General features: G+C 61.1%; 24 protein-coding genes. 20 read left to right on the top strand and 4 right to left on the bottom strand.

Annotated elements, in window-relative coordinates:
• Positions 1-12: 12 nt before the first annotated feature.
• The 3 genes from J5274_RS04320 to J5274_RS04310 form a co-directional block, all read right to left on the bottom strand.
• Entirely contained in the window at positions 13-1,161 is a 1,149-nt protein-coding gene (locus J5274_RS04320; RefSeq protein ID WP_142830102.1) for an ABC transporter permease, read from the bottom strand.
• A 1-nt stretch (position 1,162) separates the two neighbouring features.
• Positions 1,163-2,254, bottom strand: coding sequence for a microcin C ABC transporter permease YejB (locus J5274_RS04315; protein ID WP_111215967.1), 1,092 nt, complete (start codon positions 2,252-2,254; stop codon positions 1,163-1,165).
• Between the two features lie 181 nt (positions 2,255-2,435).
• The gene (locus J5274_RS04310) at positions 2,436-4,274 is read right to left on the bottom strand and encodes an extracellular solute-binding protein (RefSeq protein WP_142830100.1); all 1,839 of its coding nucleotides are present in this window, start codon (positions 4,272-4,274) and stop codon (positions 2,436-2,438) included.
• 280 nt (positions 4,275-4,554) lie between these two features.
• Between J5274_RS04310 and mepA the strand changes: the two genes are divergently transcribed.
• From mepA to J5274_RS04280, 6 genes are all read left to right on the top strand, one after another.
• Positions 4,555-5,511 carry a penicillin-insensitive murein endopeptidase gene (gene mepA, locus J5274_RS04305; protein WP_224128632.1) on the top strand — a complete coding sequence of 319 codons (957 nt, stop codon included), beginning with the start codon at positions 4,555-4,557 and terminating at the stop codon, positions 5,509-5,511.
• 106 nt (positions 5,512-5,617) lie between these two features.
• The gene (locus J5274_RS04300; RefSeq protein ID WP_142830096.1) at positions 5,618-5,992 is read left to right on the top strand and encodes a methylglyoxal synthase; all 375 of its coding nucleotides are present in this window, start codon (positions 5,618-5,620) and stop codon (positions 5,990-5,992) included.
• A 38-nt stretch (positions 5,993-6,030) separates the two neighbouring features.
• Positions 6,031-7,056 carry a glucokinase gene (locus tag J5274_RS04295; RefSeq protein WP_142830094.1) on the top strand — a complete coding sequence of 342 codons (1,026 nt, stop codon included), beginning with the start codon at positions 6,031-6,033 and terminating at the stop codon, positions 7,054-7,056.
• Positions 7,057-7,146: 90 nt separating this feature from the next.
• Positions 7,147-8,973, top strand: coding sequence for an ABC transporter ATP-binding protein (locus tag J5274_RS04290; RefSeq protein WP_142830092.1), 1,827 nt, complete (start codon positions 7,147-7,149; stop codon positions 8,971-8,973).
• Positions 8,970-9,794, top strand: a complete 825-nt coding sequence (gene dapB, locus J5274_RS04285) for a 4-hydroxy-tetrahydrodipicolinate reductase (RefSeq protein WP_142830090.1) — start codon at positions 8,970-8,972, stop codon at positions 9,792-9,794. The genes J5274_RS04290 and dapB overlap by 4 nt, the downstream gene beginning before the upstream one ends.
• Before the next feature lie 22 nt (positions 9,795-9,816).
• On the top strand, positions 9,817-10,452 hold the full coding sequence (locus J5274_RS04280) for a 2,3-bisphosphoglycerate-dependent phosphoglycerate mutase (protein ID WP_142830088.1): 636 nt from the start codon (positions 9,817-9,819) through the stop codon (positions 10,450-10,452).
• Positions 10,453-10,518: 66 nt separating this feature from the next.
• On the opposite strand, the gene phnF is transcribed toward J5274_RS04280, so the two are convergent.
• Positions 10,519-11,256 (bottom strand): phosphonate metabolism transcriptional regulator PhnF, encoded by a 738-nt coding sequence (phnF, locus tag J5274_RS04275; RefSeq protein WP_142830086.1) that lies wholly within the window; start codon positions 11,254-11,256, stop codon positions 10,519-10,521.
• Between the two features lie 96 nt (positions 11,257-11,352).
• Here phnF and phnG point away from each other — a divergent pair, with 96 nt between their 5' ends.
• The 14 genes from phnG to phnN all read left to right on the top strand — a co-directional run bounded on the left by phnG (position 11,353) and on the right by phnN (position 23,603).
• Positions 11,353-11,832, top strand: coding sequence for a phosphonate C-P lyase system protein PhnG (phnG, locus tag J5274_RS04270; RefSeq protein WP_142830084.1), 480 nt, complete (start codon positions 11,353-11,355; stop codon positions 11,830-11,832).
• Positions 11,829-12,434, top strand: a complete 606-nt coding sequence (gene phnH / locus J5274_RS04265) for a phosphonate C-P lyase system protein PhnH (protein WP_219274767.1) — start codon at positions 11,829-11,831, stop codon at positions 12,432-12,434. Before phnG ends, phnH begins: the two co-directional genes overlap by 4 nt.
• Before the next feature lie 3 nt (positions 12,435-12,437).
• The gene (locus J5274_RS04260; protein WP_219274766.1) at positions 12,438-13,547 is read left to right on the top strand and encodes a carbon-phosphorus lyase complex subunit PhnI; all 1,110 of its coding nucleotides are present in this window, start codon (positions 12,438-12,440) and stop codon (positions 13,545-13,547) included.
• Complete coding sequence (locus J5274_RS04255; protein ID WP_142830078.1) at positions 13,544-14,425, top strand: alpha-D-ribose 1-methylphosphonate 5-phosphate C-P-lyase PhnJ; 882 nt, start codon at positions 13,544-13,546, stop codon at positions 14,423-14,425. The genes J5274_RS04260 and J5274_RS04255 overlap by 4 nt, the downstream gene beginning before the upstream one ends.
• Positions 14,422-15,198 carry a phosphonate C-P lyase system protein PhnK gene (gene phnK, locus J5274_RS04250; RefSeq protein WP_111215949.1) on the top strand — a complete coding sequence of 259 codons (777 nt, stop codon included), beginning with the start codon at positions 14,422-14,424 and terminating at the stop codon, positions 15,196-15,198. Before J5274_RS04255 ends, phnK begins: the two co-directional genes overlap by 4 nt.
• 12 nt (positions 15,199-15,210) lie before the next feature.
• Entirely contained in the window at positions 15,211-15,930 is a 720-nt protein-coding gene (gene phnL / locus J5274_RS04245; protein ID WP_142830076.1) for a phosphonate C-P lyase system protein PhnL, read from the top strand.
• Positions 15,931-16,008: 78 nt separating this feature from the next.
• Positions 16,009-16,626, top strand: a complete 618-nt coding sequence (locus J5274_RS04240) for a DapH/DapD/GlmU-related protein (RefSeq protein WP_142830074.1) — start codon at positions 16,009-16,011, stop codon at positions 16,624-16,626.
• A 156-nt stretch (positions 16,627-16,782) separates the two neighbouring features.
• Entirely contained in the window at positions 16,783-17,637 is an 855-nt protein-coding gene (gene phnC / locus J5274_RS04235; protein ID WP_142830072.1) for a phosphonate ABC transporter ATP-binding protein, read from the top strand.
• 89 nt (positions 17,638-17,726) lie between these two features.
• Complete coding sequence (phnD, locus tag J5274_RS04230) at positions 17,727-18,635, top strand: phosphonate ABC transporter substrate-binding protein (protein WP_219274765.1); 909 nt, start codon at positions 17,727-17,729, stop codon at positions 18,633-18,635.
• A 78-nt stretch (positions 18,636-18,713) separates the two neighbouring features.
• A complete protein-coding gene (gene phnE, locus J5274_RS04225; RefSeq protein WP_209182369.1) occupies positions 18,714-19,679 on the top strand; it encodes a phosphonate ABC transporter, permease protein PhnE in 966 nt (321 codons plus the stop codon).
• A gap of 7 nt (positions 19,680-19,686) precedes the next feature.
• On the top strand, positions 19,687-21,030 hold the full coding sequence (gene phnE / locus J5274_RS04220) for a phosphonate ABC transporter, permease protein PhnE (protein WP_142830066.1): 1,344 nt from the start codon (positions 19,687-19,689) through the stop codon (positions 21,028-21,030).
• Between the two features lie 122 nt (positions 21,031-21,152).
• Positions 21,153-21,848 carry a DUF1045 domain-containing protein gene (locus J5274_RS04215; RefSeq protein ID WP_142830064.1) on the top strand — a complete coding sequence of 232 codons (696 nt, stop codon included), beginning with the start codon at positions 21,153-21,155 and terminating at the stop codon, positions 21,846-21,848.
• A 13-nt stretch (positions 21,849-21,861) separates the two neighbouring features.
• The gene (locus tag J5274_RS04210; RefSeq protein ID WP_219274764.1) at positions 21,862-23,001 is read left to right on the top strand and encodes an alpha-D-ribose 1-methylphosphonate 5-triphosphate diphosphatase; all 1,140 of its coding nucleotides are present in this window, start codon (positions 21,862-21,864) and stop codon (positions 22,999-23,001) included.
• Positions 23,001-23,603, top strand: coding sequence for a phosphonate metabolism protein/1,5-bisphosphokinase (PRPP-forming) PhnN (gene phnN, locus J5274_RS04205; protein WP_224128618.1), 603 nt, complete (start codon positions 23,001-23,003; stop codon positions 23,601-23,603). Before J5274_RS04210 ends, phnN begins: the two co-directional genes overlap by 1 nt.
• The last annotated feature ends 16 nt before the right edge of the window (positions 23,604-23,619 follow it).

The following is a 23,619-nucleotide window of genomic DNA, read 5'->3' as shown; positions in this document are numbered from 1 at the left end:
GAGCCCAAGCCTTCACCTGAACGTCTTCCTCGGATCGAAGGCATCGCGCACGGCTTCGCCGACGAAGATCAGCAACGACAGCATGATCGACATCGTGAAGAAAGCCGTCAGGCCGAGCCACGGGGCCTGGAGGTTGGATTTGCCCTGCGCGATCATTTCGCCGAGCGATGGCGAACCGGGCGGCATGCCGAAGCCGAGGAAGTCGAGTGACGTGAGCGTCGTGATCGAGCCGGAGAGAATGAAGGGCAGGAAGGTCAGCGTCGCCACCATCGCGTTCGGTAACAGGTGGCGGACCATGATCGTGCGGTTGTTGACGCCGAGCGCGCGGGCGGCTCGGACATATTCGAAATTGCGGGCGCGCAGGAATTCAGCCCTGACGATGCCGACGAAGCCGACCCAGGAAAACAGCAGCATGATGCCAAGCAGCACGAAGAAGCCGGGCGGCAGGATGGCGGCAATGATCAGCAGGATGTAGAGCACCGGCATCGACGACCAGATCTCGATGAAACGCTGCAGCAGCAGATCGGTCCAGCCGCCGAAATAGCCCTGGACGGCGCCGGCCGTGACCCCAACAATTGCCGAGCAGATGGTCAATGCGAGGCCGAACAGCATGGAAACACGGAAGCCGTAGATCATCCGCGCCATGACGTCGCGGGCCTGGTCGTCGGTGCCGAGCCAGTTCATGTTGCCAAGCCGGCAATCGGGATCGGCAGCCTTCTGCGGATAGGCGGCGCAGCGCTCATCTTTGCTCATCAGCCAGAAAGGCGGCGTCGGCGCCGAGCGCGGTATGTTGGAATTGACCGTCTGATAGGAATAGCGAATGGGCGGCCAGAGCATCCAGCCGTGTGCCTCGATTTCGTCTGTGATGAAGGAGGAGCGATAGTCGGTCTGGGCCAGGAATCCGCCGAACTTGTCCTCCGGATAGTTGACGAAGATCGGAAACAAGATCTCGCCTTTGTAGGAAGCGACGATCGGGCGATCGTTCGCAAGGAATTCAGCGCCCATGCTGAGAACGAACAACAGCAGGAACAGCCAGAACGACCAGTAGCCGCGCCGGTTTGCCTTGAAATTTTCCCAGCGGCGCAGGTTCGGCGGCGACAACAGGCCCTTGCGCGGCGGCTTGACGGGAATGGCTGCGGCAGTGGAGATCGGTGTATCCATCTCAGACATCCCTTCGATCGAAATCGATGCGAGGATCGATCCAGGTGTAGAGAAGATCGGAAATAAGTCCGACAAACAGGCCCATCAGCGAAAAGATATAGAGCGTCGCAAAGACGATCGGATAATCGCGATTGACCACCGAGAGGTAGCCGAGACGGCCGAGACCATCGAGCGAAAAGATATTCTCGATCAGCAGCGAGCCGGTGAAAAAGGCGGAGATGAAGGCGCCCGGGAAGCCAGCAATGACGATCAGCATGGCGTTGCGGAACACGTGGCCGTAGAGCACGCGGTGTTCTGTGAGACCCTTTGCACGCGCCGTCGTCACATATTGCTTCTTGATTTCCTCGATGAAGGAATTCTTGGTGAGCAGCGTCGTCGTGGCGAAGGCTGCCAGCGACAGCGAAACCAGCGGCAGCAGCAGGTGCCAGAAATAGTCGAGCGGCTTCTGCCACCAGGGGAGATCGGCGAAATTGTCGGAGACGAGGCCGCGCAGCGGAAACCAGTCAAAGAACGAGCCGCCGGCAAAAACGACGATCAAAAGGATGCCGAACAGGAAGCTCGGGACTGCATAACCGACGATGATGATGCCAGAGGTCCAGACGTCGAAACTGGAGCCGTCTTTCACCGCCTTGCGGATGCCGAGCGGGATAGAGATCGTGTAGGAAAACAACATGATCCAGAGGCCCAGAGAAATCGACACCGGCATCTTGTCGATGATGAGGTCGATCACCGATGTGTTGCGGAAGAAACTTTCGCCGAAATCGAAGCGGATGTAGTTCCACATCATGTCGAGGAAGCGGGTAAGCGGTGGCTTGTCGAAACCGAACTGTTTCTCCAATTTGGCGATCAGTTCCGGATCAAGCCCCTGCGCTCCGCGATAGCGGGAATTGCCGTCATCGAAGGATTGCTGCGCCATTTGGTCGCCACCGCCCGAGAGGCGGTCGGAGGCGCTGTCGCTTTGTCCGGTGAGTTGAGCCACGACCTGCTCGACGGGTCCGCCGGGGGCAAATTGCACGACGGTAAAGGAGATCGCCATGATGCCGATGACGGTCGGGATCATCAGCAGAAGCCGGCGCAGAATATAGGCGCCCATCAGCCCACAACCCCGGTTCTGCCGGCGTTTTTCTGACTGTCCTGCGCTGCTATCTCTATCAAGGCATCGTCCCTTCGCGACCGGCGCTCTGCCGGTCGAAACCCGTCATCGCCAAGCATAAATCCTGCTGATTCGGTCAGGGCCATTTGGACCCCAGCCGCTCCGCCAATGCAAGAGCCGCTCATTTTGCGGCCGACTTCGACCACCAGACGTCCGGAAAGCCTAGGGAATATTCCGGATAGCTGGCCGGACGCGCGAGTCTATTGGAATAGGCGATTTGAACGGTCGAGGAATAAAACAACGGAATGACATAATGATGCGCCAACAATACGCGATCAAGGGCTCGGGCCGTTGCGTTTTTTTCCTCGCGGTTCTGAGCTTGGACAACCTTTGCAATCAGCGCATCCACTCCAGGATCGGTAATGCCTGCGTAGTTTTGCGTTCCCTGCAAATTGGCTGCTTTAGAACCCCAAAAGCTGTTTTGTTCGTTGCCAGGATTTACGCTCTGAGACCAGATCCCGTAAATCATATCATAATCGAAGCTACGAATACGGCTTGTATATTGCGCAGTATCGACAGTCCGGAGTCGCGCTTCAATGCCGATTTTTTTAAGATTATTGGCGAATGGCAGAACAGTACGCTCGTAAGACTGGTTCTGGAGCAAAATTTCAAAACTCAAAGGCTTGCCGGTGGCGACATTGACCATGTTATTGCCCCTGAGCTCCCACCCCGCTTCCTTGAGGAGTGCGATAGCCTTGCGAAAATTATCACGCATTTTCTGCGGGTCGCCGCCAACAGGATTGGTATAGGGCGTGGTGAAGACCTCCGGCGGAACCTTGTCTTTTACTTCGTTCAAGATTTCCAGTTCTCGCCCCTGCGGCAGGGCGGATGAAGCAAGTTCGGTGCCCCAAAAATAACTGTCGATACGCTGGAAAGCGTTATAGGCGAGATTGCGGTTCAGATCCTCAAAATCGAAGGCGTAGTTTAACGCCTCGCGGACCTTCTCATCTTTGAATTGGTCACGCCGTAGATTTGGAACGAATGCCTGCATGATGCCTCGGCTGCGCAGCGGGTTTGCAACCTGTTCTCGCAATATGCGTCCATCCTTTATCGCCTGAAAGTCATAGGCGGTGGCCCATTTGCTGGCCGACTGTTCCTGGCGGAAATCGGTATTTCCTGCCCGAAATGCCTCGAACTTGACCTGGCTATCGCCGTAATAAGTGTAGGCAATCGCTCCGAAATTGTTTTCGCCGACGTTGACCGGGAGATTCTTACCCCAATAATCGTCGCGCAGCTCGTAGCGGATCGTTGAACCCGGTGAGAAAGCAGCGATCTTGTAAGGCCCGGAGCCCATCACTGGCTCAAGCGTCGTGCGTGAAATGTCACGGGGCTTGCCGTCCGACCCATTGGCCTCCCACCAAAGTTTCGGCACGATCAAAAACTGACCTAGTATCCACGGCAACTGGCGATTGCCCTTCTCGTCGAACGAAAATGTGACGTCGCGGTCGCCGGTCTTTTCCGCCTTGGTGACATGGGCATAGTAGCTCTTGGTCACTGGATCCAGCTCCTTCGTCTTGTCGAAGCTGTAGACGACGTCCTCCGGAGTCACGGGCGTCCCATCCGCCCATTTCGCTTCGCTGCGAAGCCTGAACGTGGCGCTGGAAATATCATCGGGGTAGGCTACGCCTTCGGCCAGCAGGCCATAGGCGGAGCCGGTCTCATCATCGGAGGACTTTAGAAGCGTATCGAAGACCAGCGAGAGGCCTTCGGCCGTCTCGCCCTTTTTCAGCACGGGGTTAAAGGTGTCGAAGGTGCCGTCTGCCGACAGCTTCAGATCGCCGCCTTTGGGCGCATCGGGATTGACGTAGTCGAAATGCTTGAAGCCCGGGGCGTATTTCAGGTCGCCGAGAATGGCGGTGCCGATCCGGAACTGGGCGTCTTCGGCGCGGGAGACAACCGGCAAGGCCAGCAGGGAAATCAATAGAAAAACCGAACCCGTCTTCGACAACGACAATGCCATTCACATACCCCAAGATTCGCGATGACCGCAGGATAGGCGAAATACAGGCGAAATATAGGTGCTGAGAGATTTCGTCGTGGTCGTACCATCCGCAAGTCCCGTTGGTGGTTGCTGTACGAACCTTTCGATATGGGAATGCCTCTGCGCAAAGATCGATTCACCAAGCGGGCTTTTCGCGCTAGGCTCAATCGCAAATCACATCGGCATCGGCCGACCCAACCCAAGGAACTGCATGACTTTTCGCCCGGCCCGGACACTTCGTACCTTCTGCAGCGCCGTCATGGTCGCAACGATCGCCATTGCCGCTACACTCGGCGGCGCTGCCGCAGAGCCAGCAGTTCCGACGCCCGGCAGTGCCAAGGCTCTCTTCGGCGCCGTCGCGCTGCCGACACTGGGCCCGCCGCAGTCGATTGGGTTTTATGCGAAGGGCTGCCTGGCCGGGGCAGTCGCCCTGCCGACGGATGGTCCGACCTGGCAGGTAATGCGGCCTTCGCGCAACCGACGCTGGGGGAGGCCCGAGACAATCTCCGTGATCGAACGTCTGTCCCAGGACGCAGCAAGGCTCGACGGATGGCCCGGGCTTCTGGTGGGCGATATCTCGCAGCCTCGCGGCGGACCGATGTTCAGCGGCCACGCCTCGCACCAGATCGGCCTGGACGCCGATATCTGGCTGATGCCGATGCCTAAGCGGACATTGACAGCAGCCGAGCGCGAAACCATGCCGTTCACCAGCATGCTGGCCAAGGACAAGTTCCTGACGGTCGATCCCGGCCTTTGGACGCAGGCCCGTGCACGACTATTGATGCGCGCCGCAAGCTACCCCGAGGTCGAGCGAATCTTCGTCAATCCGGCGATCAAGAAGAAAATGTGCGAGACCTGGGCCGGCGACCGAACCGCACTCGGCAAGCTGCGGCCGGAATACGGCCACGATGCGCATTTTCATATACGATTGCGCTGCCCCGCCGGGGAAATCGGCTGCACGGCGCAGGCCCCGGTGAAGGCGGGGGACGGTTGCGACAAGAGCCTTGCCTGGTGGTTCACGCCGGCACCGTGGGCAAAGCCTGTCCCGAAACCCAATGCAGTGCCGGTGAAGCCGCGTGAAATCATGGTGGCAGACCTGCCGGCCGCCTGCAAAGCGACGTTGGCAGCACCGCCGGTGTCCTCCGCACGCATGACCACCCCCAGCAGTTCAGCGCCCACTGGGGCCGAGCAGGACGCCTTACCGGCTGCACAATGACTACCGGGAAAATCTGCGGGCAACGTCTTTCGCCAAGACTTTCAATGAGCACTGGCATGGTATAGGAAAGCTGCAAATCGATTTAAGGCGTGGCGGGAGGCATGTCATGGCAGAAGTTAAACGCATCGCGCTGATTGCGCATGACGAGAAAAAAACGGCCATGGCAGACTTCGCCCGGCGGTTCGAATCGATGCTGGCAAAATGGCAGATCTTTGCCACCGGCACGACCGGAGCGCGCGTGCTGGCGGCCTGTCCTGACCTCAATGTCATCCGCCTGAAAAGCGGTCCGCTCGGCGGCGACCAGCAGATCGGCGCCATGATCGCAACCGCTGAGGTGGACGCGCTGATTTTCTTCGTCGACCCGTTGACGCCGATGCCGCATGATGTCGATGTGAAAGCGCTGATGCGCCTTGCCATCGTCTACGACATTCCGATGGCACTCAACGAAGCCACCGCCGAACGACTGATAGCCACCCTTTGACCAATCCGCCTGTCGGCGGCTGACCACGGATAGGGCCCATGCCTAAGCTCAACCATAGTGATATTCCCCTGCCCTTTCCCGTTCTGATGGGCGATATCGGCGGCACCAATGCTCGTTTCTCCATTCAGGTGGATGCTTACAGCGAGGCGAAGCCGTTTCCGATCATGCATGCCGCCGATTACGCAACGATCGACGATGCCATCCGTGAGGGCGTTTTATCGAAGAGCACCGTCGTTCCACGCTCGGCGATCCTTGCCGTTGCCGGCCCGATCAATGGCGACGAAATTCCGCTCACGAATTCCGACTGGATCGTTCGCCCTCGGACGATGATCACCGATCTCGGCATGGAAGACGTACTGATCATCAACGACTTCGAAGCCCAGGCGCTGGCCATTTCCAACCTCGCAGACGACGGCCGCGAGCCTATCGGCGCCGCCCGCGATGGGTTGATTGCGTCACGCGCCGTGCTTGGACCGGGCACCGGCCTCGGTGTCGCGGGCCTTATCCACGCCAAGAACTCCTGGATCCCAGCGCCTGGCGAAGGCGGCCATATCGATATCGGGCCCCGCAGCAAGCGCGACCTGCAGATCTGGCCGCATCTCGAGGCTATCGAAGGCCGCATTTCGGCCGAGCAGATCATCTGCGGTCGTGGCCTGCAGAACCTCTACAGGGCACTCTGCCATGTCGAGGGCGTCGAGCCGACGCTGAAGGAACCGGCCGATATCACCAACCACGGCCTTGCCGCCAGCGATCGGCTGGCTGTGGAGACGCTGACGTTGTTCGTCACCTACCTCGGCAGGCTGGCCGGCGACATCGCGCTGCTGTTCATGGCACGCGGTGGCGTCTATCTGTCGGGCGGCATTTCCCAGAAGATTATTCCGGCGCTGAAGAAGCCGGAATTCCGTGCTGCCTTCGAGGACAAGGCGCCGCATAGCGCCATGCTTCGCTCCATACCCACCTATGTCGTAACCCATCCGCTGGCTGCCCTCGAGGGCCTTTCCTCCTATGCCCGCATGCCCCAGAAGTTCGGTCTCTCGACGGAAGGACGCCGCTGGCGCCGCTGAGTGCGCTAGCCAAACCCAGCCGAACGCTTTATAGAACCGCCGAAAGCGCGGGCATCCGCCGCTCGCTTGGTTCAGACAGGAAGTCGATTTTTGAAATCGCCCGAGACCAAAAAAGTTGTTGTTAACAGCGAGACCGTGACCGGCGTTCTCAAGCGGGTAATCGCAGAAAACGGCCGGGATCATATCAAGGGCTACACGATCGCGATCATCTGCCTGATCCTGGTCGCTTTATCCACGGGCTTTATCGCCTTCATCATGAAGGTCATCATCGACCAGGCATTTGTCGATCGCAATGCCGGTATTGTCGGGCTTGTCTGCGTAGGCATCTTCGCAGCATTCCTGGTGCGCGGCTTCGCCGGTTATTTCCAGTCGGTCATTCTGAGCAAGATCGGCAATAACATCATCGCCCGATACCAGCGCCGGATCTATGCCCATCTGATGACGCTTTCGGTCGGCTATTTCAGCGAGGCGAGGTCGGCCAAGGTTGCGGCGCAGGTCAGCCAGAACGTTTCGGGCATCCGTGATGTCATGAACCTGACGATCACGTCGACGGCGCGCGACCTGCTGACATTCGTCGCCCTGCTCGCCAACATGGTCTACCAGGACCCGATCCTCAGCCTTGCCGTGTTTGTCATGGCACCGCCGCTTCTCTACGCTCTTCGTTACGTGTCCAAGCGGTTGCGGTCGGCAACGCGAGAGGCTGTCAATCTCAACAGCCACGTGCTCGGCGCCATGCAGGAGACGATCCAGGGGATTGCCATCGTCAAGGCATTCACCATGGAGGAGCAACTGGAACGCAAGATCCAGAAGCTCATCACCACGGCCGAACATCGTCAGAACCGCATTGCCCGGCTTTCGGAGCGCAACGGACCACTGACGGAGACCTTTGCCGGTGTGGCAGTCGGCAGCATCTTCGCCTATGCGGCCTATCGAGCGATCTACTATAACGTCCCTCCAGGCGCATTTTTCTCCTTCGTTGTATCCTTGCTCATGGCCTACGATCCGGCGCGCCGGTTGGCCAAGCTGCAGGTGCAGATGGAGCGTGCCGTAGTCAATGCGAGCATGATCTACGAACTGCTCGACATGGAGACCCGCCAGCGGGACCTGCCCGACGCCAAGGAACTGACGATCACCGAGGCGCGGATCGAGTTTCGCGATGTGACGTTCGGTTATGCGAATGGCGAGCCTGTACTCGACAAGGTCAATTTCGTGGCCGAGGGTGGCAAGACGACGGCGCTGGTCGGTCCTTCCGGGGCTGGCAAATCGACGGTCATCAATCTCATTCCGCGCTTCTACGACCCTGCTGCCGGGCAAATCTTCATCGATGGGCAGGATATCAGCCACATCACCAAGCAGTCGCTGCGCCAGCACCTCGCCTACGTCTCCCAACAGCCCTACCTTTTCGAGGGTACAATCCGCGACAACATCCGTTACGGCCGGCCGGAATCGACCGATGCCGAGGTCGAACAGGCGGCACGGCTTGCCTACGCGCACGATTTCATCATGGCGCAGCCTCAGGGCTACGATACGCCGGTCGGTGAAAACGGCGTGACATTGTCCGGCGGCCAGCGCCAGCGCGTTTCGATTGCCCGCGCGCTTGTGCGCAATGCTCCTATCCTCCTGCTCGACGAGGCTACCTCCGCACTCGATACCGAGTCCGAGGCGGCTGTCCAAAGGGCGCTGGATGAAGCGATGAGCGGGCGCACCGTGGTGGTGATCGCCCACCGGCTTTCGACTGTCGTGCGGGCCGCGAAAATCGTGGTCATGCAGCAGGGCCGCGTCGTCGAGGAAGGCAATCACGAGACACTGGCAAAATCGCCGGAGGGCCTTTACGCTCGCCTCAACAACCTTCAGGCGCCGGTGAAAGCACCGGTGCGGACACGGGCCCGCAAGACGCAGAGCAAATCGATCCTATGAGCGAACAGGCCATGAAACTGGTTGTGGTGGGGGCGTCAGGCCGAATGGGCCAGGCGCTGATCCGCATCATCCATGCCACCGAAGGCGCAACGCTGCACGCTGCCGTCGGGCGCGAGGGGTCTCAATTTCTCGGCAAGGACGCCGGCGAGATCGCCGGGCTCGGTCCGGTCGGCGTGTTGCTGACCGACGATCCGCTAACCGCCTTCCTGCACGCCGACGGCGTCATTGACTTCACACGGCCGGAAACGACGATCGTCTACGCTGGTCTCGCCGCGCAGGCGCGCATCGTCCATGTTATCGGCACCACCGGTTGTTCTCTGGACGACGAGGCAAAGATTTCAGCTGCTGCGCGTCACGCCCGGATCGTCAAGTCCGGCAATATGAGCCTCGGCGTCAATCTTCTCAGTGTTCTCGTCGAACAGGCGGCGCATGCCTTGCCGGCCGACGAGTGGGACATCGAAGTGCTCGAGATGCATCACAAGCACAAGGTCGACGCTCCCTCCGGCACGGCGCTACTGCTCGGCAAGGCGGCCGCCAACGGGCGAGGGATTGATCTTGCCGACAATTCCGTGCGGGTTCGCGACGGGCACACCGGAGCGCGGGCGAGTGGCAGCATCGGCTTTGCGACGCTGCGCGGCGGCTCGGTCATCGGCGACCACTCCGTCATCCTCGCCGGGGAAGGCGAAATGGTCACCCTGTCGCATTCCGCGGGGGATCGCTCCATCTTTGCGCGCGGCGCCGTCAAGGCGGCGCTGTGGGCGCGCGACCGGAAACCTGATCTCTATTCCATGCTCGACGTGCTCGGGCTGTCTTCACGCTGATACTGTTACGGAGGAATAAACTATGAGCGGTACCCTCGTCCTCGTTCGCCATGGCCAGAGCGACTGGAACCTGAAGAACCTTTTCACCGGCTGGAAAGACCCCGATCTGACGGCGCTCGGCATCGAGGAAGCCACGGCTGGGGGACAGGCGCTGGCCGATTACGGCATCACCTTCGACGTCGCCTTCACCTCGGCCCTCACCCGCGCCCAGCACACGCTGAAGCTCATCCTCGACAAGGTCGGCCAGCCCAGCCTGGAAACGATCCGCGACCAGGCACTGAACGAGCGCGACTACGGCGATCTCTCCGGCCTCAACAAGGACGATGCGCGCGCCAAGTGGGGCGAAGAGCAGGTGCATATCTGGCGCCGTTCCTATGACGTCCCGCCACCCGGTGGCGAAAGCCTGCGAGACACCGGCGCCCGCGTCTGGCCCTATTATCTCACCGAAATCCTGCCGCGCGTGCTGGCTGGCCAGAAGGTGCTGGTTGCTGCCCACGGCAATTCGCTGCGTTCGCTGGTGATGGTGCTCGATCGCCTCAGCAAGGAGCAGATCCTGGCGCTCAACCTCGCGACCGGGGTCCCTATGGTCTACAAGCTGAAGGCCGACTCGACGGTCGCGTCGAAAGAAGTTCTCGGCGATATGTCTGCCGCTCACTAAAGTCAGTTAAAAACCAGGCGTCCCCATCGGGGGATGCCTGAAAACCCGAGTCGACGCTGCAGAACCTCAGTTTTCTATGGTGAACTGGACACGATCTGCTGCGAAGCGGGTGATGGAATACTGGACCGGCGCGCCGCCGAGTTCTGTATTGAGGGCTCGCGTCATCATGACGATGGCGCCCGGCGACAATTCGAGATCGGCGACATCGGCTGTTTCTGCATGCATGGCGGTGATTTCGGTGATGGCACGGACGTAGTCCTCCAGACCCATCTCCGCAAATGATCGCGTAACCGAGCCCGTCCGGCGATAGACTTCACCGATATTGGCGAAACGATCCGCAGGAAACCAGCTTGTGGAGCGCGATACGGGCCGCTTGTCCACGGTGCCCAGCGTTTCCAGCCGAACAACGGGGGTCCCCGGCTTGATTTTTAGCCAGCCCGCGATGTCGGCGCCGGCGGTCTCGCAGGCTACGTCGATCAGCACGCCGCGCGCTTCCTTTGCCTGATTGCCAACCCCTTGCGAGAACCGGGTGCGGCGGGATATCGGGAAGTTCAGCTTTTCCTTGCGCTCAACCATCGTACCGCGTCCCTGCACGGCGCGCACAACACCCTCCTGCGCCAGCGCCGCAAGCGCGCTTCTCACCGTGTGGCGGTTGACACCAAACTGCAAGGCCAGCGCCGTTTCCGCCGGCACCATGCCGGAATCATCGAAATCTCCGTGATTGATCGACGCTCTGATGCGATCGGCAATCTGCCGCCAGAGGGCCACTCCGGTCTGCCGCTGCACCTGTTTCTGAACTGCCATTCTTCCCCATCCCGTCACACGCTTGTCATCCCGCGCCCTTAAAGCTACAAATAGCTTGTATGGTTGTCTATATCAATAGACATTTGGAGACGAGAGATGAATTCGGCGCAAAGACACGAGGCGGCCGCCCGGGAACTCCGCACCCGCAAGCGCGTCACGGACCTGCTGGCCAAGGCGGAAGGCGAAGAGCTGCAAGCCGTCTGGGAAACACTGGCCCAAAAGCCGGTGGCAACGGCGGTGCGCGGGCCCGAAACCGGGCTTGTGATGGTCCGCGGTCGCATCGGCGGCGGCGGCGCCATGTTCAACCTTGGCGAAGTAACCGTCACGCGGGCGACGTTCAGGCTCCCCTCCGGGACCGTCGGTCATGCACAGGCGCTCGGCACCGACATGGAGCGGGCGCGGCTGGCAGCGATCTTCGACGCCTTGTGGCAGGAGCCCGATACGAGGGATTTCGTCGAGCAGGCGATCCTGACGCCTGTTGCGGAGCGAATTGCAGCGGCCGACCACCAAAAGGCGGCGGAAACTGCGGCAACGCGCGTCGATTTCTTCACCATGGTGCGCGGAGAAGATCAATGAGCGTCAATCCCGATACTTTTAGCGGCGGCTTTGCCAACCCGGTTTTCGAAAGCCAGAGCGTCTTCAAGGCGATCATGGACGGCATGGCGCGCCCCGGCACGATCCAGACGATCGGCCCGGAGATTGCCCCACCCGCTCCGCTTGGTATTGCTGCGGGCGCAATTGCGCTGACGCTTTGCGATCACGAGACGCCCGTCTGGCTGTCGGCATCCCTTGCCAAGTCTGCGCTCCCCGCCTGGCTGGCCTTCAACACGGGCGCTGCGCTCGGCGACAAGCTGGAAGCGCGCTTCGTCTTCCTTGAGGACGGCACGATGCTGTCGTCATTCAGCCAGTTCGCGTCGGGCAGCCAGGAATATCCGGATCGCTCGGCAACCATCGTGCTGGAAGTCAAGGCTCTGGAGGGCGGCCGACCGCTCGCTCTTTCCGGGCCAGGCATCAGGGACATCGCGACGATTGCACCTATCGGTCTTCCCGAGAGCTTCCTGCGCCTCTGGAATGACAACCGCGCCATTTTCCCGCGCGGCGCCGATATCGTCCTGACAGCGGGCAAGCATTTCGTCTGCCTGCCGCGTACGACCAAAATCACTGCAACGGAGATCTGACCGATGTATGTTGCCGTCAAGGGTGGCGAAGCCGCCATCGCCAATGCCCACCGGCTGCTCGCCGACCGCCGTCGCGGTGACCGCTCGCTGCCGGCCATCGGCATAGACCAGATCGTCGCGCAGCTTTCGCTCGCCGTCGATCGCGTCATGGCCGAAGCCTCGCTCTACGACCGGACCCTGGCGGCGCTGGCCATCCGCCAGTCACGCGGTGACATGATCGAGGCGATCTTCATCCTGCGCGCCTACCGCACGACGCTGCCACGTTTTGGCTATTCACAGCCGATCGATACCGCCGCGATGAAGATAGAGCGGCGCATTTCGGCGACCTACAAGGATCTGCCGGGCGGCCAGTTGCTCGGGCCTACCTTCGACTACACCCATCGCCTGCTCGATCCCTCGCTGCTGGGAGACGAAGCAGTCGAGCAAGGCGCGCAGCGCCAGGCCGAAGATGACCGCGTCATGCGCGTATCGGAAATCCTCGCGGAAGAAGGGCTGATCGAGGCAGATGGCGACATGCCGGAGGACAACGAGACCGGCGACCTGACGCGCGAGCCGATGGAATTCCCGATGACGCGCGACCTTCGGCTGCAGGCCCTGGCACGCGGCGACGAGGGCTTTCTGCTGGCGCTCGGCTATTCCACGCAGCGGGGCTATGGCCGTAACCATCCCTTCACCGGCGAGATCCGCATCGGCGAGGTCGAGGTCGAACTCGACGTGCCGGAACTCGGCTTCGCGGTCTCGCTCGGCACCATCCAGGTCACGGAATGCCAGATGGTCAACCAGTTCAAGGGCTCGGCCAAGGCACCGCCGCAGTTTACGCGCGGGTACGGCCTGGTGTTCGGCCAGAGCGAGCGCAAGGCGATGGCCATGTCGCTGGTCGACCGAGCGCTGAGGGCCGAGGAACTCGGCGAGGACGTGACCGCACCGGCGCAGGACGAGGAATTCGTCATCTCGCATTCCGACAATGTCCAGGCCACCGGCTTCGTCGAGCATCTGAAGCTGCCGCACTATGTCGACTTCCAGGCTGAGCTCGATCTTGTCCGCCGCATGCGCAGCGATTTCGAAAAGGCGCGCAAGGCCGGCCAGGAACCCCTTCAGGAGGCTGCCGAATGAGCGCGCTTGCAACATACAACTTCGCCTATCTTGACGAACAAACCAAACGGATGATCCGCCGCGCCATCCTCAAGGCGATTGCGATCCCCGGCTACCAGGTGCCGTTCGCCTCGCGCGAAATGCCGATGCCCTATGGCTGGGGCACCGGCGGCGTGCAGGTGACGGCGTCGATCATCGGCCCTGACGACGTTCTCAAGGTCATCGACCAGGGCGCAGACGACACGACCAATGCCGTGTCGATCCGGGCCTTCTTCCAGAAGGTCGCCAATGTTGCTGTCACTACCCGCACCAGCGAGGCGACGATCATCCAGACCCGCCACCGCATTCCCGAAGAGAAACTCGGGCCCAATCAGGTGCTGGTCTACCAGGTGCCGCAGCCGGAGCCATTGCGCTTCCTGGAGCCGCGCGAGACCGAGACGCGCAAGATGCATGCGCTGGAAGAATACGGCCTGATGCACGTCAAGCTCTACGAGGACATCGCCCGCAACGGCCGGATTGCCACGACCTATGCCTATCCGGTCAAGGTCCAGGGCCGCTATGTTATGGACCCTTCGCCGACGCCGAAGTTCGACAACCCGAAAATGCACCAGTCGGAAGCCTTGCAGCTATTCGGCGCCGGTCGCGAGAAGCGGATCTATGCCGTGCCGCCCTATACCGACGTGGTCAGCCTCGACTTCGAGGATCATCCCTTCGAGATCCAGAGCTTCGACAAGCCCTGCGCACTCTGCGGCGCGGAAGACGTTTACCTTGACGAGGTCATCCTCGACGACAAGGGCGGGCGGATGTTCGTCTGCTCCGACACCGACCATTGCGAGGATCGCCGGGCCCATGGGCATGTCGGCGAGATGCTGGCACCCGCCAAGGAGGCTGCGGAATGACTGAGACGCCACTCCTCAGGGTCAAGGATATCTCGAAATTCTACGGGAGCCGCATCGGCTGCCGCAATGTCTCGTTCGACCTCTGGCCGGGCGAAGTGCTGGCGATCGTCGGGGAATCCGGTTCCGGCAAGACGACGTTGCTGAACTGCCTGTCGACCCGGCTGATGCCGACCACCGGCAGCATCGAGTACCACATGCGCGACGGGCAATATCGCGAGCTCTTCCACATGAACGAGGCCGAGCGGCGCTTCCTGATGCGCACCGACTGGGGTTTTGTGCACCAGAACCCGGCCGATGGACTTCGCATGACGGTTTCCGCCGGGGCTAATGTCGGCGAGCGACTGATGGCCGTCGGTGATCGCCACTACGGCAATATCCGCGCGACCGCCATTGACTGGCTCGGACGCGTCGAGATCAATGCCGACCGCATCGACGACCAGCCGCGCGCTTTTTCCGGCGGCATGCGCCAGCGCCTGCAGATTGCCCGTAACTTGGTGACCTCGCCCCGCCTGGTCTTCATGGACGAGCCGACCGGTGGTCTGGACGTCTCCGTGCAGGCCCGCCTGCTCGATCTCGTGCGCGGCCTCGTCCAGGATCTCGGCCTCTCTGCAATCGTAGTCACCCACGATCTCGCCGTCGCGCGGCTGCTCTCGCACCGGATGATGGTGATGAAGGACGGCAATGTCATCGAGCACGGCCTGACCGACCGCGTGCTGGACGATCCGCAGGAGCCCTACACGCAACTGCTCGTATCCTCGATCCTGCAAGTCTAGGGAAAGAACGTCATGGCAACCCCTCTCGTCGTCTCCGAAGTTTTCAAAAGCTTCGTCATGCATCTGCGCGACGGCATTCGCCTGCCTGTTGTCGCCGACGTCTCGTTCTCGGTCGCCGCCGGGGAGTGCGTCGTGCTCGGCGGTCCATCGGGCATCGGCAAAAGCTCGCTGCTGAAAATGACCTACGGCAACTACGCCGTCGATGGTGGCCAGATCCTCGTCGTCCACAAGGGCCGCATCGTCGACCTTGCGACCGCGGATCCCCGCACCGTCATCGACGTGCGCCGCCACACGATGGGTTATGTCAGCCAGTTCTTGCGCACCGTACCACGCGTCGCCGCCATCGATGTCGTCGCGGAACCGCTGACGGCGCGTGGCGAAAGCCACATCGTGGCCCGGGAACGGGCCGCAGAACTGCTATCGCGGCTCAACCTGCCCGAGGAACTATGGCAGCTGCCGCCGGCGACATTTTCCGGTGGCGAGCAACAGCGCGTCAACATTGCCCGCGGCTTCATCACCGATCACGCGATCCTGTTGCTCGATGAGCCGACGGCATCGCTCGACGCGCGCAACCGCGCTGTCGTCGTGGAGTTGATCGCCGCCAAGAAGAAGGCCGGCGTGGCCTTGCTCGGCATCTTCCATGACGATGAGGTTCGGGCTGCTGTCGCCGACCGCATCCTCGATGTCAGTGCGTTCTCGCCACGCATATCCCGCGTTCCGGCCGAGGCCTGAACTTTGCCAATCCAACGAGAAACCTATGGCGCCGCAGACCTGCGGCGTGAAGGTGAAACTGCGCCCGGAGACATTGAGATGACCAGGAAAATTGGCGAGCAGCCCTCTATCGATCCGACGGCGCGCGTCAGCCAGTCGACCCTCGGACGCTATACCGAGGTGTCCGAGCGCTGCCGGCTCGATGAGGTCGATATGGGCGACTATTCCTATATCATGCAGGATGGTGCAGTCTGGTGCACGACCATTGGCAAATTCGTCAATATCGCCGCCGCCGTGCGCATCAACGCGACCAACCATCCGACATGGCGCGCCACCCTTCACCATTTCACCTACCGTGCCAAGGACTACTGGCCGGATGCCGACCTGGAAACCGACTTCTTCGCCTGGCGCCGTGAGAACCGCGTCGTCATCGGCAACGACGTCTGGATCGGCCATGGCGCGACTGTGCTTCCCGGCGTGAAGGTCGGAAACGGTGCCGTGATCGGCGCCGGAGCAGTGGTTTCGAAAGACGTCGCGCCCTACACAATCGTCGGTGGGGTGCCCGCCAAACTGATCCGCGAGCGATTTTCAAAGGCTGTCGGCGAGCGGATGGATGCCTTGGCCTGGTGGGATTGGGACCACAACCGGCTGCGCACTGCGCTGGAGGATTTCCGTGCCCTTTCAGGCGAGGATTTTCTTAGCCGCTACGGTGGCTGAAGGACGCCTCCGACGGGATTTGTGACAGCAGTTACACAAATCTGACATCGGAGGTTCATCAACCTTCGGTAAGCATTTCAACCGATAGGCGCGTTCAGACGCGCCTTTTTTGAAAGCTTCACACATGACGTGTGTCGTCGCGAAAAGAGAGACCAGATGTTCGAACTCAGGGATGTAACCCGCACTTTCGGAAACAAGATCGCTGTCGATTCCGTGACGCTGGACATCCCGCAGGGCCAAATGGTCGGCATCATCGGTCGATCGGGCGCCGGCAAGTCGACGCTGCTGCGCATGATAAACCATCTCGCACTTCCCTCGTCGGGCTCCATCCATTTCGCCGGCGCCGAGGTTTCGGCATTTCGCGGCAAGGCCCTGCGCAACTGGCAGCGCGACTGCGCGATGATCTTCCAGCAGTTCAATCTCGTGCCCCGCCTCGATGTACTCACCAACGTCATGCTCGGGCGGCTCAACCACCGGCCGACGGCACTCAGCCTGCTCAATATCTTCACCCGCGAAGAGCGCATCGATGCCATCATGGCGCTAGAGCGTCTCGGTATCGAGCAGACGGCAATGCAGATGGCAGGCACCCTTTCCGGCGGCCAGCAGCAGCGTGTGGCAATTGCCCGGGCACTGATGCAGAAGCCCAAGATGCTGCTTGCCGACGAGCCGATCGCTTCCCTCGATCCTCTGAATGCGAAGATCGTCATGGATGCGCTGCGCGACATCAACGAGCGCGACGGTATTACGGTCATCACCAACCTGCATACGCTGGATACAGCCCGCAATTATTGTGAGCGCATCATCGGCATGGCGTCCGGCCGCGTCGTCTTCGACGGTCCGCCTTCAGCGCTGAGCGCCGACGCGGTCAATGCCATCTACGGCACCGATCGGGATGGCGCGGGCATCGACGAGACGATGACGTCGACGAGCATCAATACTGCCAGCTTGCCTGCTGCAAGCGTGGCTCAGCAATCTGCCGGCGCCTCGCCGCTGGCACTGGCCGGTCTCTGAGGGAGAGACCGGGATCGAAGGCCCACGTCACGGGTGCATCCATTCAGACCGAACATCCGGGGACACCGGTTAATCAGGAGACGAAACCCATGTTGAAGAAGACACTTCTTGCAGCCACGGCGATCCTTTCGCTCGTCGGCCAGGCAGCATCCGCAGCCGACCTCAAGGAATTCCGCGTCGGCATTCTCGGCGGCGAGAACGAAGCCGACCGTCTACGCAACTACGCCTGCCTTGCCGAGCATCTCAAGGAAACCTTCGGTTTTGAAAAGGTCTCGCTGTTCCCGGCTGCCGATTATGACGGCGTTATCCAAGGCCTGCTGGGCGGCACGCTCGATTTCGCAGAACTCGGCGCCTCCGGTTATGCCGCGACCTTCATCAAGGATCCGAAGGCCGTCACCCCTATCCTGACGACTCAGCAGGCCGACGGCGCGACCGGCTACTACTCCATCGGTCTGGCCCTGAAGTCCTCCGGCATCAAGACCATCATGGACGCCAAGGGCAAGAAGCTCGGCTACGCCGACCCGGACTCCACCTCCGGCTACCTCGTTCCGCTGACACAGATCCCGAAGAGCACGGGCGTTCCGAACGACAAGTTCTTCGGTTCGACGCAGTTCAACGGCGGCCACGAGAACAACCTGCTCGCAGCCTATGACGGTAAGGTCGATGTTGCAGTCGACGATTCCTCCGGCATTGGCAACTTCAAGGACGGCTACACCTCCGGCACCTTCCGCAAGGAAGTCAACAAGGGCGCTGTCGACCCGAACAAGCTGGTTGAAGTCTGGCGTTCGCCGCTGATCCCGAACGGCCCGCTGGTCGTTTCCAACAAGCTCGGCACTGAATGGCAGACCAAGCTGGCCGACTTCTTCACCCAGCTCCCGACCAAGGACAAGAAGTGCTTCGACGCCATCGAAGGCGGCGACTTCAAGGGCTACGTTCCTGTCAAGGCCGACTTCTACAACGCAATCGTTGAAGTCCGCAAAGCAGCTATCGGCGGCTGATCCGAGATCACTGAAGGCGGCCGGTCCCACCGGCCGCCTTTTTGACGTGCCTGAACTCCGTCCGACGAGCAGCGTTTCATGACCCTAGCCGACACCCATTCGCAGATGCCAACGGCGCAGCAGATCGGCGACAGCTGGGCGAGGCAGGTCGCGCGCCGGCGGGTCTACACGATTTTCGGACTTCTGGTGCTGCTGGCGGCCTTCGTCTCGTCGATGCAATTTGCCAATGACAGCAATGCCGGACACTTCTTCGAGCGCCTGCCGCATCTCTTCGACTTCGTCAGCTGGCTGGTTCCGAAAGACTGGAACGACGTCTGGCGCGCCCTCTTCGACATAGCCAGCCCCAACGATCCGGGAACGGGCGGCGAGGAGTTCAATTTCCCGCGCGGTCGCGTCTATGTCTTCGGCGATTTCTATATCCCCGAATACTTCGAACTGATGCTCATCACCATCAACGTGGCGCTGGTGTCGACGATCATCGGCTTCATCTTTGCCCTGCCACTGTCGTTCATCGCATCACGCAACCTGACGCCGTCGAAGCCTTTGCGGATCGTCGTCAAGCGCGTCATGGAGGTGCTCAGGGCCTTTCCGGAAATTGTCATTGCCGGGCTGTTTGCCGCAATCATCTCGATAGGGCCGGTCTCGGCCATCATCGCCGTCGGCCTTCACTCGATTGGCGCGCTGGGCAAGCTGTTCTATGAGACAATCGAAAACGCCGACATGCGGGCCGATGAAGGCATCCGCTCGGTCGGTGCCAGCTGGAGCGAGCGGGTACGGTTTGCGACCCTGCCGCAGGTCCTGCCTAACTTCATGTCCTATACCCTGCTGCGGGTGGAGATTAACGTGCGGGCCTCGACGATCATCGGCGCCGTCGGCGGCGGCGGCATCGGCGAGGAACTGAAGCTCTCCATCTCGCGCGGCTTCGGCGCCAAGACGATGGCGCTGATCCTGCTGCTCTTCGTCACCATTCTCGCCGTCGACCAGTTCTCCGCCTGGCTACGCAAGCGGCTTGTTGGCGAACACGCCTTCCTGCTGCATCACTGAGGCTCCCATGACGCTGACCGACGCAAGCCATGCGGCATCCATCGAAGAGCGCTTTCCGCAAGCCTTCAACCCGCCCTTCCGCAAGCGCTTCGGCGGCCTCCTGGTGGTGATCGGGCTGCTGCTCTACGCCCTCTATTCCGTCTGGTTCTTCCAGCTGCCGAAGATCCTCGGCGAAGCTCACTGGGACCGGGTCGGCATCTTTCTCAGCCAATGGGTCAGCTACGACGTGCAGCCGGAGTTTCGGCTCTCCGGAGATCAGGTGGCGCCACATTATCCGCGCTTTTCGCCGCTCGGCGACGATCCGCATCCGGATTGGGTAAAGGCCAACGCCGACGGCAGCACGACGGTAGAGGTTGCCGGCAAGGCCAAGATGATCGAGATCACCAAGACGGAGGTGACAGTCGTTGCCAACGGCGAACGGGTCGCAGTATCGCTTGTAAGCGGCCAGCCGAAGGTGATTGGCCCTGTGCCTGCCTGGATGACCGTCTATGACGACAACGTGCTTGCCGACCTCGGCTTTGCCGGTGACGTCAGCATCGACAACGACCGGGTCAAGATCCGCAAGCGCTTTCTCGGCTGGCCGAACTTCATCTTCGACACGAGCTCGAAGTTTTTCGAGAAATCACCTTCCGAAATCGCAACCCTGTTGTTCAGCGGTCCGCAGCTGGTCAAAGGCCAGTCCAACTGGTCGCTGGCATTCGACGATTTCTGGAACAACAACCAGTGGCAGCACGGCGATGTGCTGACGAAGCTGCTGCAGACGATCGTCATGGCATTTCTGGGCACGCTGCTCGGCGCCATCGTTTCCTTTCCGCTGGCTTTTCTGGCGGCGCGCAACATCACATCGAGCCGCATCGTCAACCACATATTCAAGCGTTTTTTCGACTTCCTGCGGTCTATGGACATGCTGATCTGGGCGCTGTTTTTCACGCGGGCCTTCGGACCGGGGCCGCTGGCAGGCAGCGCGGCGATCTTCTTTACCGAGACCGGTACGCTCGGCAAGATCTACGCCGAAGCGCTGGAGAACATCGACGACAAGCCACGCGAAGGCATCCTGTCGACCGGCGCATCTGAAGTGCTGGTGCAGCGCTACGGCGTGATGCCGCAGATCGTGCCGATCATCGTCAGCCAGACGCTATACCAGTGGGAATCGAACGTCCGCGGTGCGACGATCATCGGTGCGGTCGGAGCCGGTGGTATCGGCCTTAAGCTTTGGGAGGCGATGCGTACCAACAAGAACTGGGAAAACGTTGCCTATATGGTGCTTCTGACGCTAGCCGTGGTAATGATCTTCGATGCCGCTTCCAACGCCCTGCGCACCCGGCTCATGGGAACGCAGAACGAGCGATAAAGACGGCATACCGCGCGTTTGATCATCATTCTGTCACGGAAATCTTTTAGCGCAGAACCATCTTGCCGTCGGTGGAAAAATCACGTCACTGTGCGCTCCCCGCATGACCCAAGGATGGCCACTTGCGCTACGCCCTCTACTTCACGCCGCCGCATGACGATCCGCTGACGACGGCGGCCAGTCGCTGGCTTGGCCGCGATGCGTTTACCGGCGAGACGTTTCCGGCAGCAGATGCCGGTGATATCAACGCGGACGAGCGGGTGGCGATAACGGAAGATCCTCGCCGCTACGGTTTTCATGCCACGCTGAAGGCGCCTTTCGAGCTTGCCAGCTCTGTCACCGAGCGCGATCTTCTGGAAGTGGCTGCCGAATTTGCTGCGAAAACGCCGACGTTCACGCTGCCGAAGCTTGTTCTAGGCCAGCTCGGGCGCTTCTTTGCGCTGGTACCGGGCGATCTGTATCCGACGCTGCAGGAGTTCTCCGCCGACGTCGTGCGCTCGTTCGAGCCCTTCCGCGCCGCGTTGTCGGAGGCAGATATTGCCCGCCGCAAGCCTGAACAACTCGATGACGCCCACCGCGCCAATCTGCTTCGCTGGGGCTATCCCTATGTCATGGAGCAGTTTCGTTTCCACATGACCCTGACCGGCCAGGTGTCGCCCGAGCGCCAGGATGCGTTCAGGACCGTGCTTGGCGACAAATTTGCCGATTATATTGGCCGCCCCCTTCCCATCTCCGGCCTCGCCGTCTTCGTCGAAGAGACACGCGGCGCGCCATTTACCGTCCGCGCCTGGTTACCCCTCGCCCACGCTGCAAGCTGAAAGACCGTCTGACATGTCCCAGGAAACCATCCTCTCCAATGCCCGTATCATTCTCGAAGACCAGATCGTGTCGGGCACAGTGATCATCCGCGACGGCAAGATCGCCGAGATCTCCGAGGGAGCGTCCGCTGTCGGAGAGGATTTCGAGGGCGATTATCTGATGCCAGGCCTTGTGGAACTGCATACCGACCATCTGGAGTCCCATTACTCGCCGCGGCCTGGCGTGCGATGGAACAAGACGGCGGCCATACAGGCGCACGATGCGCAGATCGTCACTTCGGGCATAACCACCGTGTTCGACTGCCTGCGCATGGGCTCCGACGAGGATGACGGCTTCGACCACGGCGAGATGCGTGACATGGCCGATGCCATCGAGGCGGCACAGAACGACGGGCGGCTGCGGGCCGACCATCTGATCCACCTGCGCTGCGAGGTGTCTTCGCAAAACGTACTCGAGCATTTTGCCGACTTCCAGCAGGACAACGCGGTTCGCCTCGTGTCGCTGATGGATCATGCGCCCGGCCAGCGACAGTTCCAGACGATGGACAAGTACATCTTCTACTACCAGAAGAAGCGCGGCCTGACTGACGAGGCTTTTGCGGTCTTCATTGCCAAGCGCCTCGAGGAGTCGGCCAAGTATTCGACGCCGCACCGCGACGCCATCACCAAGATCTGCCACGAGCGCGGCATCACCATTGCCAGCCATGACGATGCGACGCTCGAACATGTCGATGAGGCCGTTGCCTATGGTGTCCGTCTGGCAGAGTTTCCGACCAGCGTGGAGGCCGCCAAAGCCTCGCATGCTGCCGGCATGAGCGTATTGATGGGAGCGCCGAACATCGTCCGCGGCATGTCGCATTCCGGCAATATCGCCGCACGGGACCTGGCAGAGCTCGGCGTACTCGACGTGCTGTCGTCGGATTACGTGCCGTTCAGCCTGCTGCATGCACCGTTCATACTGGCCGACGAGGTCGAGTCGATCTCGCTGCCGAAGGCGATTGCGATGGTGACGGCAACCCCTGCCCGCACCGTCAGCCTCGACGACCGGGGCCGCATCGCGGTCGGACTGCGCGCAGACCTCGTGCGAGTGCGCCGCGATACCGGCGTGCCTGTGACACGCGCGATTTGGCGCGAAGGACGAAGGATCGCCTGATGGCCGAGCTTGAGGCCAATCCGCAGACCGGCAATGCCGCGCCGACCGCAACAGGCATGATGGTGGTGGTGGTCGGCCCAAGCGGCGCCGGCAAGGACACGCTGATCGGCCGCGCCGCAGAATATTTTGACGGACGGACGGATGTGCACTTTGCGAGACGCGTCATCACACGCGGCGCCGACGCGGGTGGCGAGGACCATGTCAGCGTCTCCGAGGGCGGGTTCGACGCGATGGAAAGGGCCGGCAGTTTTGCCATATCCTGGGATGCACATGGCCTGAAATACGGGATTCCGGCCGCCGTTCGCCAGGAACTGGCACAGGGCAATATCGTCATCGCCAACGGCTCGCGGTCGGTACTCGATCGCTTCAAGGCTGCCTTCCCGAGACTGACGATCATCAACGTCACAGCCCGGCCGGAGGTGCTGGCAGAGCGTCTGGAAGCGCGCGGACGTGAAACCCGTGCGGACATCCTGAAGCGCCTGGAACGCGGATCGCTGACCGTGCAAGGCGACTTCGATGTCGTCACCATCGACAACAGCGGCACGCTGGATGCCGCGACGCATGCGATGATCGATGCGCTCGAGGCAATACTCCGCGGCTGACAGCAAGTCCGGTTCT

Source organism: Rhizobium sp. L51/94 (genome assembly GCF_019355555.1).
Classification (GTDB): domain Bacteria; phylum Pseudomonadota; class Alphaproteobacteria; order Rhizobiales; family Rhizobiaceae; genus Rhizobium; species Rhizobium rhododendri.
The sequence above is the reverse complement of the archived record's forward strand: the minus strand, read 5'-3'. Positions and strand labels throughout refer to the sequence as shown.

Bases quoted from the DNA above. Each gene is read 5' to 3' on its own strand.
- J5274_RS04295 (WP_142830094.1), top strand. From the start codon at position 6,031: ATGCCTAAGCTCAACCATAGTGATATTCCCCTGCCCTTTCCCGTTCTG.
- phnL (WP_142830076.1), top strand. From the start codon at position 15,211: ATGGCAACCCCTCTCGTCGTCTCCGAAGTTTTCAAAAGCTTCGTCATG.
- phnD (WP_219274765.1), top strand. From the start codon at position 17,727: ATGTTGAAGAAGACACTTCTTGCAGCCACGGCGATCCTTTCGCTCGTC.
- phnK (WP_111215949.1), top strand. From the start codon at position 14,422: ATGACTGAGACGCCACTCCTCAGGGTCAAGGATATCTCGAAATTCTAC.
- J5274_RS04300 (WP_142830096.1), top strand. From the start codon at position 5,618: ATGGCAGAAGTTAAACGCATCGCGCTGATTGCGCATGACGAGAAAAAA.
- phnG (WP_142830084.1), top strand. From the start codon at position 11,353: ATGAATTCGGCGCAAAGACACGAGGCGGCCGCCCGGGAACTCCGCACC.
- phnE (WP_142830066.1), top strand. From the start codon at position 19,687: ATGACGCTGACCGACGCAAGCCATGCGGCATCCATCGAAGAGCGCTTT.
- phnF (WP_142830086.1), bottom strand. From the start codon at position 11,256: ATGGCAGTTCAGAAACAGGTGCAGCGGCAGACCGGAGTGGCCCTCTGG.
- phnE (WP_209182369.1), top strand. From the start codon at position 18,714: ATGACCCTAGCCGACACCCATTCGCAGATGCCAACGGCGCAGCAGATC.
- J5274_RS04315 (WP_111215967.1), bottom strand. From the start codon at position 2,254: ATGGGCGCCTATATTCTGCGCCGGCTTCTGCTGATGATCCCGACCGTC.
- phnH (WP_219274767.1), top strand. From the start codon at position 11,829: ATGAGCGTCAATCCCGATACTTTTAGCGGCGGCTTTGCCAACCCGGTT.
- J5274_RS04240 (WP_142830074.1), top strand. From the start codon at position 16,009: ATGACCAGGAAAATTGGCGAGCAGCCCTCTATCGATCCGACGGCGCGC.
- J5274_RS04210 (WP_219274764.1), top strand. From the start codon at position 21,862: ATGTCCCAGGAAACCATCCTCTCCAATGCCCGTATCATTCTCGAAGAC.
- J5274_RS04320 (WP_142830102.1), bottom strand. From the start codon at position 1,161: ATGGATACACCGATCTCCACTGCCGCAGCCATTCCCGTCAAGCCGCCG.
- phnN (WP_224128618.1), top strand. From the start codon at position 23,001: ATGGCCGAGCTTGAGGCCAATCCGCAGACCGGCAATGCCGCGCCGACC.
- J5274_RS04260 (WP_219274766.1), top strand. From the start codon at position 12,438: ATGTATGTTGCCGTCAAGGGTGGCGAAGCCGCCATCGCCAATGCCCAC.
- phnC (WP_142830072.1), top strand. From the start codon at position 16,783: ATGTTCGAACTCAGGGATGTAACCCGCACTTTCGGAAACAAGATCGCT.
- mepA (WP_224128632.1), top strand. From the start codon at position 4,555: ATGGTCGCAACGATCGCCATTGCCGCTACACTCGGCGGCGCTGCCGCA.
- J5274_RS04255 (WP_142830078.1), top strand. From the start codon at position 13,544: ATGAGCGCGCTTGCAACATACAACTTCGCCTATCTTGACGAACAAACC.
- dapB (WP_142830090.1), top strand. From the start codon at position 8,970: ATGAGCGAACAGGCCATGAAACTGGTTGTGGTGGGGGCGTCAGGCCGA.
- J5274_RS04310 (WP_142830100.1), bottom strand. From the start codon at position 4,274: ATGGCATTGTCGTTGTCGAAGACGGGTTCGGTTTTTCTATTGATTTCC.
- J5274_RS04280 (WP_142830088.1), top strand. From the start codon at position 9,817: ATGAGCGGTACCCTCGTCCTCGTTCGCCATGGCCAGAGCGACTGGAAC.